The sequence below is a fragment of the Hoeflea prorocentri genome, from assembly GCF_027944115.1.
In the GTDB taxonomy this organism is placed as follows: Bacteria; Pseudomonadota; Alphaproteobacteria; order Rhizobiales; family Rhizobiaceae; genus Hoeflea_A; species Hoeflea_A prorocentri.
The window spans coordinates 3,659,640-3,672,594 of the sequence record NZ_JAPJZI010000001.1 but is presented as its reverse complement, the minus strand read 5'-3'; the positions used below and the strand labels follow the sequence as shown (position 1 = coordinate 3,672,594).

Genomic DNA, 12,955 nt, shown 5'->3' with positions numbered 1-12,955 from the left:
TCCCTTGTTTTTCGTTCATGACGGATTGCCATTTACATCGGGTCTTCCGGTCCCAGCGACCCTGGCAAGCCCGCATGTGGCCATGGAAGGGGACAACCGTGCTTAATTCGATGCGGACAAAAAGATGAACAGATCGAGACCTCCGAAAAACTGGCATGACGCCCGGCAAAATTCCTCTGTCGACGTATTGAACCAGTCAATCGCCGATCTTGAGGCGCGCATTGAAGCGCTGAACCATCGCAACCGGCACCATAACCGCAGGCAGGAAACGCCTCAGCAGGCCCCGGAAAGGGACAGCTGGCAGCAGCGCCAGACTGAAAGGCAGCAGCTTCAGTCGGAAAGATTGCGGCAACCCGTGCGTCAGCCCATGCCGCAACGCGAGCCATCCGGTCATTATGACAGCGGCAGGCAGCAGGCTGCAACGAATGCCGCGTCCCGCGAAACCGGCAATGCCATGAGGGAGATCGCTGACGCATTGGTCTCCCTGCGCAACGACATGCGCCGCGACGTCGATGAAATCAAAACCATCACCGGCTCATCGGCAATGCCCGGCGAGGTGCGCGAGGATCTGGCGCGGCTCGCCGACCAGATTGCGGCATTCGAGAACGCCAGGCCCGATCAGAACGCCCAAGTGCTGCACCACGAGCTCGACGAACTGCGCACCATGATCAACGAGATGGCGCGCGAGGACAGCATGCGCCGGCTCGAAAATCGCTGGGAAGGGTTTGAAGAACGCATCTCCGATCTCGATCCGGCGGCGGTCCGTGAGGAGCTGATCACCCTGTCCTATCGCCTGGACGACATCAAATCCTCCATCGGCCAGTTGCCGTCAGCGCTGCCGCTGCATGCGCTTGAGGACAAGATCAAGATGCTGGTCAACGCCATTGACGTGATGGCGCGCCAGCCCGCTGCCGCGGATCCGGAAGTTGCCCGCCAGTTCGCCCTGCTTGACGAAAGACTGGACGAGATCAGCCGCGCCATCGTCGCCACCCAGTCGGCACAGGCCAACAGTGTCGATCAGGAGATCGTTGAGCGGCTTGAAAGCCGTATGGATGCGCTTGTCGAGCGTATCGGTGAGATCGGCCAGTCCAACCAGACGCAGATCGGTCGGACCAGCCAGGCCCATAATGAAATGTCGGAGCGTATGGAGGCTTTGACACGGCGGGTTGAAGAACTCGCTCACGAGGAGGCCATTTCCGCCGTTGCCGAACGGCTGGACAACCTGACCCATACCCTGGTTCAGCAGTTTTCCAATACGGATCCGCACCTCATTGCACAGCTTGATGAACTGTCGCGCAAGGTCGATGCGATCGACGTCGAGGGCGTCAATGCGCAGCTTGCTTCTCACCTGAGCGATCTGACATTGCGCATCGACAATATCAATTCGGACCTGACGGCGACAAACGGCAATCAGGATATGCTCTACAGCCGGATGGAAGAGCTTGCCAACCGGGTTGAGCACAGTGTCGGGCGCGAGCCGGTGGTAGACTTTACGCCCATCGAGATGCGTCTCGCGGATCTTGCAGCACGGCTCGATGAAAGCCAGTCGCCCAACTATGTCAGCGATGATGCCATCCGCAATCTGGAGGACCAGGTTTCGGGCCTTTCGCAGATCCTGAACAACCCTGACACGGACGGCGAAACCGCCGCGGTGCTGGAGCCGAGGCTCGCAGCCATCGAAGATCATTTGTCCGTCAGTCGCGCAAAAGACGAGGATATGGTGATCGAGGCGGCGCGCCAGGCCGCCGAGACCGCCGTTGCCAATTTCCAGCATCGCGGTGCACCAGCTGCCGATATGGCGGCCATTGAATCGCTTGTCAGCGACCTGCGCTCGCTGGAAGATCTAAGCCGTCGCAGCGAGGAGCGCAGCAGCCGGACCATAGATGCCGTTCACGACACGCTTCTCAAGATCGCCAGCCGCCTTGAGAGGCTGGAAGAATCCGCGCAGCATCATGTTTCGCCCGCTTCCGGACCAGTGAACTTCGCCATGGATGACCGCTTCGGCGACCAGGAGCGGACGCCGGCGCCACCCTTGCAAACCGCGTCTGCTGTCTATCCGCCAGTCGACCGCGACCCGGTGCGGGACGATATCCACACTCCGTCGGAGCGTGATGAGCCGGCACTTGAAAATGCTGACGATTTGCTGCCCGGTGAGCCGGAAAGCCGCCGCAGCAGGTCGCTGCTCTCAGGCCTGAAGGATCGCATGAAGCTCGGCTCCAGCGCAAATACCGCAGCGGACCGCCTCAATCACGAGCTGCAGCAGATTGATCCGGCACCGTCTATCGATCCGGTCGGTGATCTCCCACAGGAGAATTTCCAGCCTGGCGAAGACGACCGGGACGGCGATGCCGTGGAGCCGGTGATCGAGATGGAGCCGGAAGGCGGGATCGATCCTGAAACCGCCAATACGCCGCTGGAACCCGGCTCCGGTGCGCCGGACATCAAACGCATCATGGCAAAGGTCCGTGAAGCGCAGACCCTTGCCGGCCAGGAAGGAACCTATTCGGCTGAATCCGAACACGGAAAAAGCGACAAGGCGGATTTCATCGCAGCCGCCCGGCGCGCGGCTCGCGCGGCGGCAAGTGAAGCGGCCGATCTGGAGGGTGAGGCGGACCTTGCAGGAACAAAACGCAAGTCCGGCAAGCGGAGCGGCAGTCTTGTACGCAAACCATTGCTGATTGCTGCCGGAGCAGTGCTTCTGGCCGTGATCTCTTATCCGCTGCTCTCCGGATTTATTGGCGGCGGCGGCGAAAGGAATGTCCAAAACGCGGCGGTTGAGAAACCCGCCGTGGTCGAGCCGGTAACCGAACCGGTGACCGAACCGGTTGTTGCCGTGGCACCTGATCTCCCCAAGGTCGAGGTGATCAATAAGGAGAGTGTCGAGGAAATCGATCCCAATCCCGTTCCCGCTTTGGGCAACGATGCATTGATGTCGACGGCGCAGACCATGTCGGCCGACAACGAGGTTCAGCCAACCTCTAGCTTTCAGTCTTCGGCTCCCGCACCCTCTCTCGAGCAGGTTGCTTCGGTAGATTCCGACACAACGCAGATTGCGGCAGTTGATCCGGCACCAAGTCTGGAGCCGATTGCCCTGCCTTCCGAATCCGTCGGGCCGTTGGCTCTCAGGGAAGCTGCGGCGGACGGCGATTCACTGGCTCTCTTCGAGATCGGCGCCCGCTATACCGAGGGCAGGGGTGTTCCGACCGATCTTGGCGAAGCGGCCAGGTGGTACAAGCTCTCCGCGGACCGCGGTTTTGCGCCCGCTCAATACCGCCTCGCCAATTTCTACGAAAAGGGCACAGGCGTTGAACGCGATCTCGATATCGCGACCGACTGGTACAACAAGGCCGCTGAGCAGGGCAACGCAAGCGCAATGCACAATCTCGCCGTCCTGAGCGCAATCGGCCACAATGGCGAACCGGATTACGCCGCCGCCGGTCAATGGTTCACCAAGGCCGCGGATCTCGGCGTCAAGGACAGCCAGTTCAATCTGGCGATCCTCCACGCGCGCGGCACCGGCGTTTCGCAGGATCTGGAAGAAACCTATAAATGGTTCGCCATCGCAGCAAAATCCGGTGACAAGGATGCGGCCAACAAGCGTGATGAGGTCGCCAAAGCTCTGCGGCCCGAGCAACTTGAAAGCGCGCGGGCGAAGGTTGAACTCTGGAAAGCCGCGCCGCTGGTTGAAGCCGCAAATGTTGTTGTCATCCCACCGGAATGGCGTGGCTCTGAAACCCGCACGGCTTCTGTGGATATGACCAAGGCGGTCAAGAACATTCAGGCGATCCTGACAAAGAACGGTTTCGATACCGGGGGAGTTGACGGCATCATGGGCGACCGCACGGTCAGTGCCATCAAGGCCTTTCAGGAATCGGTCGGGCTTGAGCCCACCGGCGAAGTCAATGATGCGCTGGTCAAGGAGCTGATCGCCAGAAACAACTAGGGCAAATCCGGCCTTCCGGTCTTAACCAAAATGACAAAGCGACCGCCCGTCCACTGGACCGGGCGGTCTGTTCGTTTTAGGGTTCATTGAGACGACGAGACGGCTGAATCTGGCCATAAAAAACAGGCGCTTCTGGTCCCAAGCGCGGCAATTGACTTGGGTAAACTTAAAGCGCATGACAGGATAGGGTGCGCATCGCACCCGTTCTAACAAATCGGGATGCGCCACTTCGGCCTGACATGAGCATTTATCTGCCCATAGCGGAACTATCCGTAAACGCTTTTATCATTCTCGGAATGGGCGCTGCGGTCGGGTTTCTCTCGGGCATGTTCGGTGTCGGCGGCGGCTTCCTCATCACGCCGCTGCTGATATTCTACAATATCCCGCCGGCCGTTGCCGTTGCGACGGGTGCCAACCAGGTTGTCGCGTCTTCTTTCTCCGGCGCCCTTTCGCATTTCCGGCGCGGAACGCTTGATGTCAAACTGGGAACGATGCTCCTGATCGGCGGCCTGTTCGGCGCGTCGGTCGGCATTTACCTCTTCACACTGTTGCGAAGTTTGGGTCAGCTGGATCTGATCATTTCGCTGTTTTACGTCACGTTTCTCGGGATTATCGGCAGCCTTATGCTGATCGAGAGCATCAACTCGTTGCGCCGGGCGGCGGCGAACCAGCCGGTTTCTCTGCGCAAACCCGGTCAGCACAACTGGGTGCACCGCTTGCCGTTCAAGATGCGCTTCAAGCGCTCAAAGATTTATCTGAGCGTCATTCCGGTCATCGTGCTCGGCTTCGGCATCGGCGTGCTGACGTCCATCATGGGTGTCGGCGGCGGTTTTATCATGGTTCCGGCCATGATTTATCTTCTGCGCATTCCCACCAATGTGGTGATCGGAACCTCGCTGTTTCAGATCATCTTCGTGACCGCCTTTACCACCATCGTGCAGGCGACGACGAACCAGTCCGTCGACGTGTTCCTGGCCGGACTTTTGATGGTTGCCGGAGTCATCGGCGCGCAATACGGCGTGCGTGTCGGGCAGAAGCTTCGCGGTGAACAGTTGCGCGCGCTCCTGGCGCTGCTGGTCCTTGCGGTCGGCGTGCGGTTGGCGCTCGACCTCGTCATCCAGCCCGACGAGCTTTATTCGGTCTCGATCATCAAGGATGGTCTGTGATGGTGGGCAAGATCGGCATCGCGCTCCGGGCGCTCCTGTTTCTGGCTGTCATGGGCAGTCAGGCAACGCGCGCGGATGACGAGCAGCTTGAAATCGGCATCTCGACCAACGAGATCGCCATCACCTCCGACTTTGCCGGCGCCGACCTGACGGTCTTCGGTGCCCTCGACAATGCCGACGATCTGCTGCTTCAGCTTGGGCGTTATGACATCATCGTTGCTTTGGAAGGGCCGGCGAGGGAAACCGTTGTCCGCAAGAAGGACCGGGTCTTCGGCATCTGGATCAACCGCTATTCGATGAATTTCGAGCCGGCTCCCGCCTCCTATTCGATCTCAAGCACCTTGCCGATCAACCGGATCGCCAAGCAGATCGAGTTGAGCGGGCAGACGATCGGCATTGAGCACATCCACCTGACGCCCTCGGGCAATGTGGGGGATGCGACGCGGGTGCCCGAGTTCAAGGAAGCGCTCCTGCGTCTGCGGGTCGAGGACGGGCTTTATCAAAGCGAGCCGGTCGGGGTGGAATTTGTCTCCTCCAGCCTGTTTCGCGCAACAATCCGCCTGCCGGCCAACATTCCCGTCGGGGAGCACAAGCTGCGCGCCTTCCTGTTCAAGAACAATGAATTCATGATGGAACGGCAACTGCGCATGCGCGTCGTCAAGACCGGTCTTGAGCAGTTCATTTTCGAACTGGCGCAGAACCATTCCTTCATCTACGGCCTTTTGGCCGTGGCCCTTGCCATGATAACCGGCTGGCTGGGCAGTGTGATTTTCCGCAAGGACTAGGCTCTGGACCTATAAACGGGCAGAAATGAAGACGACCGCTTGTTACAATAGCAGACATTGGCCAAAAAATTGGCCAATGACCGAGATGCGGACAGGGTGAGCCTTAGCCGTTTCTTCTCTTATGCTCGCTTTACGAACCTAGCATTTTCTTTACTGCGCTTAGCAGAAATTCATCTTGATAGTGCCCGGCAGCAAATGAAAGGCCAACCGGGCATCCGTCCACTGTGAGAAGCGGTGCTGAAATCTCCGGCAATCTGCCAACGCCGGAAAAAGCCGTGATAGTCATTGTCCTCCCATAAAAATCCAATACCGCCTCCATTGAATTAAGAGTGTTTTTGAGGGGAGCAATTACAGGAGTAGTTGGGAAGCAGATCACGGTTCCGGAGATCATCACCGCCTGGATAGCCTCAAAAAAACGCTCACAAAGATCAAGACAATTTATCGCTTCGTGTCGATCCAAATGACGCACGTTTTCATATGCCATTGAAAAGGAAGTGCCGATTTCCGGCGCGTTGTTCTCAATCCAACTTCCCACTGTGTTTTGAAATTCCAATGACTGCAAGACACGTAAAGCATTTTCATTGCAGTCACTTAGAGGGGTGTCATCCCCTACGATCTGCGCGAAACTGACCGTTTGCAGATCAACTCCGGTGCGGTGGGAAATTTCATTTAGCGCAACTTCCGCGGCTGCACGCACCGGATCATCGGCAGTTTCCATTGCATCCGATAGCACAAGGATGCGCTTCAATGGCGCGGCAGGACGCGCATTGCTGCGCAACAAGACGCGGACAACTGAATTCAGTTGCTCGTGGCTGGAAGCAATAACACCAACCGTACTGACACTGGGCATAAAGGGCAGCACTCCAGCCTCAGATATCCGGTGCAACGATGGGCGCATCCCCCAAACCCCGCAAAGGCTGGCCGGGACGCGGATCGAGCCACCTGAATCGGTTCCAATTGAAAAATCGGATACGCCGTTCGCAACTGAAGCAACAGACCCACTTGATGATCCGCCAGGGATCCGATTGGGTGCCTTTGCATTGCGAGGCGTGCCAAAATACTGGCTTTCTCCATCAAGGCTGTACGTAAACTCATCAGCAACAACCTTGCCCACACAATGTCCACCGGCAGCTAGAAGCTGGTCAACACAAAGGGCGTTGTACTGCGGAGCAGGGTGTCGATCTCGCCAGGTCGGATTGCCATAGGAAGTCTTTCGACTCGCTATATCGATATTGTCCTTCACCGTGAAGCTAAGACCATCGAGAGGACCAGATGCAATTGGTTCAAGCAAAAATTGCTCGACCAAGGAGCCAGATGGGTCAAGATTGGAATGATCTGGCATGGAATTTACTGACTTTCGAAGAAGGCTCATGTTCCCCCGGGAAATACGATCTGATATTGATCGCTACAATTAAACCTGTGCAACTGGGTACCCAAAGCCGCCATTTGTCGCACGGTAGGAACCCGTCGAAATGGGCTCCAAGGAGACGTTTGGAGGTTTTGACGAACAACCGGTTCGCGGTCATCAGCGGACGTTACGATGGGCGCTTCCATTCATGGCGGTGTCATGATTCGGGGGAACGTCAGCGACTACATCGGTGCGAGGGCGCTGTTGGCCCCGCTAACCGCTGAGGATTGGATGCTCGCGGATCGAGGCTACGACGCCGACTGGTTCCGCGAAGAATTGAAAGAAAGGCACATCGAACCCTGCATCCCATCGCGTTCGCGGCAACAGTGTTGTTTGGTTATGAGCCAAACCCTGGCCATCTACCTTAAATAGCCTATCCGATGAGCCGGCCGAACGGCACGGAATAGATCCGTTCGCGTCCCAAAAGATGGGCGGTCAGGCTTTGAAGGTCGAACAGGCCGTCAAAGGCCGCGTTTCGAATATTCAGACCGCCAGTGGTCACGCCGAAGGCCGGCATGATGAGGCGTTGGCCGTCGGTTGCGAAACAGGGCCTGCGAACGCCCTTGCCGCGCCGGACGACACGCGCCGCCGGGTGCAGGTGTCCGGCGATCTCGCCGGTCGCATCCTCGTTCTCCAGCGGCTCGTGACGGAAACACAGCCCGTCGAGATAAAGCTCCTGCACACAGTCGCCCGCAAGACCGTCCGGATGGTCCGGGTCGTGATTGCCGGCGATCCAGAACCATTCGCGCCCCGCCATCAGCGCCCGGATCTGTAACTGGCTGGCCTCGGGCAGGGCGCTTGCCCCGCGGCGATCGTGAAAACTGTCACCGAGGCTCACCACGCGCGCCGGCCTGTAGCGCTCGATAACACTGGTCAAAAGGGTAAGCGTCAGCGCGGTATCATAGGGCGGAAGCATCATGCCGCGGCGCGCATAGGCGGCGCCCGTTTCCAGATGCAGGTCGGAGACCACCAGCGTATCGCTGTCCGGCAGATAGAGCGAGCCGAGCGGATCGCACACGGCAAGCGTATCGTTGATGACGATTTCGGCTGTGCTGATCATATGGTCGGCGACCAAAGCCTGTGCGGTGTTTGCCCTGTTCATTCCCCGTACCGTCTCCTCAGACCGTCACGCATCGCTCCGGCCCATGGCCTCGGCAATGATCCCGTCCGCCGCTTCGGCCAGAATGTCGTCCTGCGCCTCTCCCACCACCGGTTCCTTGCCGATTTCCAGCATGACCGGAACGGCGAGCGGTGAAATCTGGTTCAGGCGACTGAGTATGATTCGGCCTTTGATTCGCGACAGCATATCCGCTAGCCGCCGAATATCCAGTAGCCCGCTCGCCGCGTCGGCTCGTGTTGCCTGCAGGAGGATATGGTCCGGTTCGTGGCTGCGAAGAACATCGTAGATCAGATCGGACGACACGGTGATCTGCCGTCCGGTCTTTTCCTGGCCCGGATGGCGGCGCTCGATCAGCCCGGCAATCAGGGCGCAATAGCGGAAGGTCCTTTTGAGCATGAAGGATTCATCGAGCCAGGTTTCCAGATCGTCGCCCAGCATGTCCTCGTCGAAAAGCGTATCGAGCGAGAGTTCGCCCCGCTCGATCATCAGCCCCATGTCGCGCAGGCCCCAGATGGACATGGCGTAGTCGGTCGCAACGAAGCCGAGCGGGCGCGCCCGCGCCCGTTCAAGCCGCCGGGTCAAAAGCATGCCGAGCGTCTGGTGCGCCAGCCGGCCCTCGAACGGATACATCGTCATGTAGAACCGGTCGGCATTCGGATAGGTCTCGATGAGCAGTTCGCCACGCTTGGGCAGAATTGATTTTTCCTTTTGGATTTCAAGCCATTCGCGAACCTGTGCGGGAAGGTTTTTCCATCTGTCGGGCTCGGCGAGCATGGTACGCACCTGGTCGGCAAGATAGGTGGATAGCGGAAACTTGCCGCCCGCATAGGCAGGGATTTTCGGGTTGCCTGTCCCGCCCTTCGACACGATGCACTCATTTTCGCGAATGCCCTCGAAGCGAAGAACCTTGCCGGCGAAAAGGAACGTATCGCCGGGTGACAGCATCTCGACAAAATACTCCTCGATTTTTCCGAGCACCGGTCCGCCGCGCACATTGGCGCCCCGGCCTTTGTGCCGCGTCAGGCGGATTTTCAGTTCCGGCATCTCGATGATCGTGCCGATATTGAGGCGGTATTGTTGCGCGATGCGTGGATGGCTGACGCGCCAGGTCCCGTCCCTGGTCAGCTTTATCCGCGCATACCGATCATAGGTCTTGAGCGCGTAGCCGCCGGTTGCGACAAAATCGACGACCCGATCGAACTGTTCGCGCTCAAGCCTGCTGTAAGGGGCAGCGCTTGTCACCTCGCGGTAGAGTTCATCTGCCCGGAAGGGTTCGGCGCAGGCCATGCCCAAAATGTGCTGCGCAAGCACGTCGAGCGTCCCGTCGCCGATTGGCGGCGTGTCCTGCGCGCCGAGATAATTCGCATCCAGCGCCGCGCGGCATTCCATGACCTCGAAACGGTTCGCCGGTACCAGAATGGCGCGGCTTGGCTCGTCCATGCGGTGATTGGAGCGGCCGATTCGCTGCGCCAGCCGGCTTGCCCCTTTTGGCGCGCCGATATGAACGACCAGATCGACGTCGCCCCAGTCGATACCGAGATCGAGTGTCGATGTGGCGACCACCGCCCTCAGCCGGTTATCGGACATGGCCGCCTCAACCTTGCGGCGCTGGCTGGCATCGAGTGAGCCATGGTGCAAGGCGATCGGCAGATGCTCCTCGTTGATGCGCCATAATTCCTGAAACAGCAGTTCGGCCTGGCTGCGCGTGTTGACGAACAGCAGCGTGGTGCGGTGCTCTTTGATGGTCTGGTAGACGTCGTCCATCGCATAGCGGGCCGAATGGCCGGACCAGGGAACGCGTTCTTCAGTCTCAAGAATGGTGATATGCGGTTTTGCACCGCCCTTGACGACAATGCGCTTTGAAAGCGTCGCTGCGTTGAGGTCGGTCTGCGGCATGAGCCAGGTCTGCAGGGCTTGCGGATCGGCGACCGTTGCGGAAAGCCCGATCGTCTGAAGGGCGGGCTGATGCCGGCGTAGCCGGGCAAGCCCGAGCGACAGCAGGTGGCCGCGCTTCGAGGTGACCAGGGAATGCAGCTCGTCGAAAATCACAAACCGCAGATCGTTGAAAAGCAGATCGGCTTCCCGGCTGGCGGTCAATAGCGCAATCTGCTCCGGTGTCGTCAGCAGAATATCGGGCGGGTTGAGTTTTTGCCGTTGTCGCTTTGATTGCGGCGTGTCGCCCGTGCGGGTCTCGATACGAACCGGCAAGTCCATCTCACCGACAGGAGCTGCGAGGTTGCGCTCGATATCGACGGCCAGCGCCTTCAGAGGCGAAACGTAAAGCGTGTGGATGCCGCGCCGGGCCGATGCGCGTGCCGCGCCGGGCTGCCTTTTGGCCTCTCTGAGCGAGATGTCGATCAGCGACGGCAGGAACCCGGCAAGGGTCTTGCCGGCGCCCGTGGGTGCAATCAGGAGCGACGAATGGCCGGCTTCGGCATTGTCCACAAGATCGAGCTGATGGCGACGTGGGTTCCAGCCGCGCGAGGCGAACCAGCCGCTGAACGGCTCGGGCAACACAGTGCCCGTCTTATCGGTTTTCTTTTCAGAATCATCATGCACATGGAAAGGTTAGACCAATAAGGATCGCTGAAAAACGGTCTTATGGCTCCGACCCCGGCTGTTGAACCCTGGATGATTCGCGATTACCTATGACGCAATACCAATCGGAGTAACGCCGCATGTCCGGAAATCTCAACCGGTTCCTCGGAGACACGCCGGGCCGAACGCTCATAAAACTGATCGTCTTGTCCTTTATCGTCGGTGCGGTAATGGCCGCATTCAACTGGTATCCGATGGATGTCGTGCGTGCGATTGTTGATTTTATCCGCAATCTTTGGGAACTCGGATTTGCCGCCCTTGGACGTTTCGGCGATTATCTCGTCCTCGGTGCGGTTGTGGTGGTGCCCGTCTTCCTGATCATCCGCATCATGAGTTACCGGCGTTAGCGCGTCATACGTTTTAGATTCCCCCATGGACGGATCGTCTCTTCGCTGCCGTGCCGGCTGAACTGGTTTGGACACATTAAATGACACGAGAACCGGAACAGGCCGGGCCGGCTCAACGGCCATTTTCCGTAAGCCACCGGCTTGTGCTGTCCATCGCGGTTCCCATGACGCTCGCCTATCTGACGACACCTTTGCTGGGTCTCGTCGATACCGCCGTTGTCGGTCAGCTCGGACAGCCGGCCTTGATCGGCGGTCTGGCGGTTGGCGCGATCATTTTCGACCTGGTTTTCACGACGTTCAATTTTCTGCGCGCCGCCACCACGGGGCTCGTGGCGCAGGCTTTTGGCCGTGGCGACGGCACGGAAGAGCAGGCCGTCTTCTGGCGCTCCTTGATCATCGGTATCGTATCGGGCGCTATGATCCTGCTTTTGTCGCCCCTGATTATCGTATTCGGTCTGTGGGCGATGGCGCCTGGAGAAGACGTGCGCGCCGCAACGCAGCTCTATGTCTCCGTGCGCATGGTGTCCGCTCCGATGGGGTTGGCGAACTATGCCATCCTCGGTTTCGTTCTGGGGCGCGGTGAAGCGGTTGCAGGACTGCTGCTGCAAACGCTCATCAACGGTATCAATATTGTCCTGTCAATCTATCTCGGGTTGATGCTGGAGTGGGGTATTGCCGGGGTCGCCTGGGCCACCGTTATCGGCGAAACCGTCGGGGCGCTCGTCGGTTTTACCTTCGTCGTCGCCCGTTTTGACCGTTCGGTCCGGCCAAGCTGGCGGCGCGTCCTGGACCGGCCGTCCATATCCCGCCTGATGTCGCTCAACCGCGATATCATGATCCGCTCCTTTGCTCTGCTTGCAGCATTTGCCCTGTTCGTGCGGCAAGGTGCACAGTTCGGTCCCGTGACGCTGGCAGCCAATGCGATTTTGATGAATTTCTTCCTTGTCGCCGGATACTATCTCGACGGGTTTGCAACAGCAGCGGAACAATTGGCCGGCCGGGCCATCGGTGCGAACTACCGTCCGGCTTTCGATCGTGCGGTCCGGCTGACACTTCTATGGGGTTTTGCTCTCGCGTCGGTAACAACAGTTTTTTTTCTGATATTCGGTGGAATGGTCGTTGATATCCTCACCGTGTCTGAAGATGTTCGCGCCGAATCGCGCCTGTTTATCGTCTGGGCCGCGTTGACGGCGGTGGTCGGCGTCCTGGCCTTTCAGATGGACGGCGTTTTCATCGGAGCGACCTGGTCGAATGACATGCGCAACATGATGCTGGCATCGCTTGCACTGTTTGGATTTCTTGTGTGGCTGCTGGTTCCGATGCTTGGAAATCACGGGTTGTGGATTGCGCTTCTGGCCTTTCTCGGCGCACGCGGCATCACGCTTTACCTGATCCTCGGTAAACGCGTCGAGAGGGCATTTTGAACGCCGCAATGGGCATGCCGGCGCGAATTCGAGACTCAAGACGGGCTTGGATGCAATGAATTAATTGCAAATTGTGATCGTTGTTTTTTTGGTTAATGCGATATAATTCGCGGAATTAAGCATTGATATTCAATATGTTGTATAAAATATGCGGAAAAAGGCTC

General features: G+C 58.6%; 8 protein-coding genes and 1 pseudogene. 6 read left to right on the top strand and 3 right to left on the bottom strand.

Annotated elements, in window-relative coordinates; all coding sequences use genetic code 11:
• Positions 1–124 precede the first annotated feature (124 nt).
• The 3 genes from OQ273_RS17165 to OQ273_RS17155 all read left to right on the top strand — a co-directional run bounded on the left by OQ273_RS17165 (position 125) and on the right by OQ273_RS17155 (position 5,894).
• Complete coding sequence (locus OQ273_RS17165) at positions 125–3,943, top strand: peptidoglycan-binding protein (RefSeq protein ID WP_267991767.1); 3,819 nt, start codon at positions 125–127, stop codon at positions 3,941–3,943.
• Between the two features lie 239 nt (positions 3,944–4,182).
• A complete protein-coding gene (locus OQ273_RS17160; RefSeq protein WP_267991766.1) occupies positions 4,183–5,109 on the top strand; it encodes a sulfite exporter TauE/SafE family protein in 927 nt (308 codons plus the stop codon).
• The gene (locus OQ273_RS17155; RefSeq protein ID WP_267991765.1) at positions 5,109–5,894 is read left to right on the top strand and encodes a TIGR02186 family protein; all 786 of its coding nucleotides are present in this window, start codon (positions 5,109–5,111) and stop codon (positions 5,892–5,894) included. The genes OQ273_RS17160 and OQ273_RS17155 overlap by 1 nt, the downstream gene beginning before the upstream one ends.
• A gap of 130 nt (positions 5,895–6,024) precedes the next feature.
• On the opposite strand, the gene OQ273_RS17150 is transcribed toward OQ273_RS17155, so the two are convergent.
• Positions 6,025–7,266: an amidase family protein gene (locus OQ273_RS17150; RefSeq protein WP_267991764.1), complete on the bottom strand. Its 1,242-nt coding sequence runs from the start codon at positions 7,264–7,266 to the stop codon at positions 6,025–6,027.
• Positions 7,267–7,461: 195 nt separating this feature from the next.
• On the opposite strand from OQ273_RS17150, the pseudogene OQ273_RS17145 reads away from it, so the two are divergent.
• Positions 7,462–7,617 (top strand): annotated as a pseudogene (locus OQ273_RS17145) (IS5/IS1182 family transposase); the annotation flags it as partial.
• A 58-nt stretch (positions 7,618–7,675) separates the two neighbouring features.
• On the opposite strand, the gene pdeM reads toward OQ273_RS17145, so the two are convergent.
• Both pdeM and OQ273_RS17135 read right to left on the bottom strand, forming a co-directional pair.
• Positions 7,676–8,404, bottom strand: a complete 729-nt coding sequence (gene pdeM / locus OQ273_RS17140; RefSeq protein WP_425493390.1) for a ligase-associated DNA damage response endonuclease PdeM — start codon at positions 8,402–8,404, stop codon at positions 7,676–7,678.
• A gap of 24 nt (positions 8,405–8,428) precedes the next feature.
• Positions 8,429–10,981 carry a ligase-associated DNA damage response DEXH box helicase gene (locus OQ273_RS17135; RefSeq protein ID WP_267991763.1) on the bottom strand — a complete coding sequence of 851 codons (2,553 nt, stop codon included), beginning with the start codon at positions 10,979–10,981 and terminating at the stop codon, positions 8,429–8,431.
• Between the two features lie 119 nt (positions 10,982–11,100).
• Here OQ273_RS17135 and OQ273_RS17130 point away from each other — a divergent pair, with 119 nt between their 5' ends.
• Both OQ273_RS17130 and OQ273_RS17125 read left to right on the top strand, forming a co-directional pair.
• The gene (locus OQ273_RS17130; protein WP_267991762.1) at positions 11,101–11,367 is read left to right on the top strand and encodes a DUF6460 domain-containing protein; all 267 of its coding nucleotides are present in this window, start codon (positions 11,101–11,103) and stop codon (positions 11,365–11,367) included.
• 80 nt (positions 11,368–11,447) lie between these two features.
• A complete protein-coding gene (locus OQ273_RS17125; RefSeq protein WP_267991761.1) occupies positions 11,448–12,791 on the top strand; it encodes an MATE family efflux transporter in 1,344 nt (447 codons plus the stop codon).
• Positions 12,792–12,955 lie beyond the last annotated feature (164 nt).

Excerpts from the sequence above, each read along its gene's own strand:
- OQ273_RS17160 (WP_267991766.1), top strand. The coding sequence starts at position 4,183 with ATGAGCATTTATCTGCCCATAGCGGAACTATCCGTAAACGCTTTTATC.
- OQ273_RS17165 (WP_267991767.1), top strand. The coding sequence starts at position 125 with ATGAACAGATCGAGACCTCCGAAAAACTGGCATGACGCCCGGCAAAAT.
- OQ273_RS17155 (WP_267991765.1), top strand. The coding sequence starts at position 5,109 with ATGGTGGGCAAGATCGGCATCGCGCTCCGGGCGCTCCTGTTTCTGGCT.
- pdeM (WP_425493390.1), bottom strand. The coding sequence starts at position 8,404 with ATGAACAGGGCAAACACCGCACAGGCTTTGGTCGCCGACCATATGATC.
- OQ273_RS17150 (WP_267991764.1), bottom strand. The coding sequence starts at position 7,266 with ATGAGCCTTCTTCGAAAGTCAGTAAATTCCATGCCAGATCATTCCAAT.
- OQ273_RS17130 (WP_267991762.1), top strand. The coding sequence starts at position 11,101 with ATGTCCGGAAATCTCAACCGGTTCCTCGGAGACACGCCGGGCCGAACG.
- OQ273_RS17125 (WP_267991761.1), top strand. The coding sequence starts at position 11,448 with ATGACACGAGAACCGGAACAGGCCGGGCCGGCTCAACGGCCATTTTCC.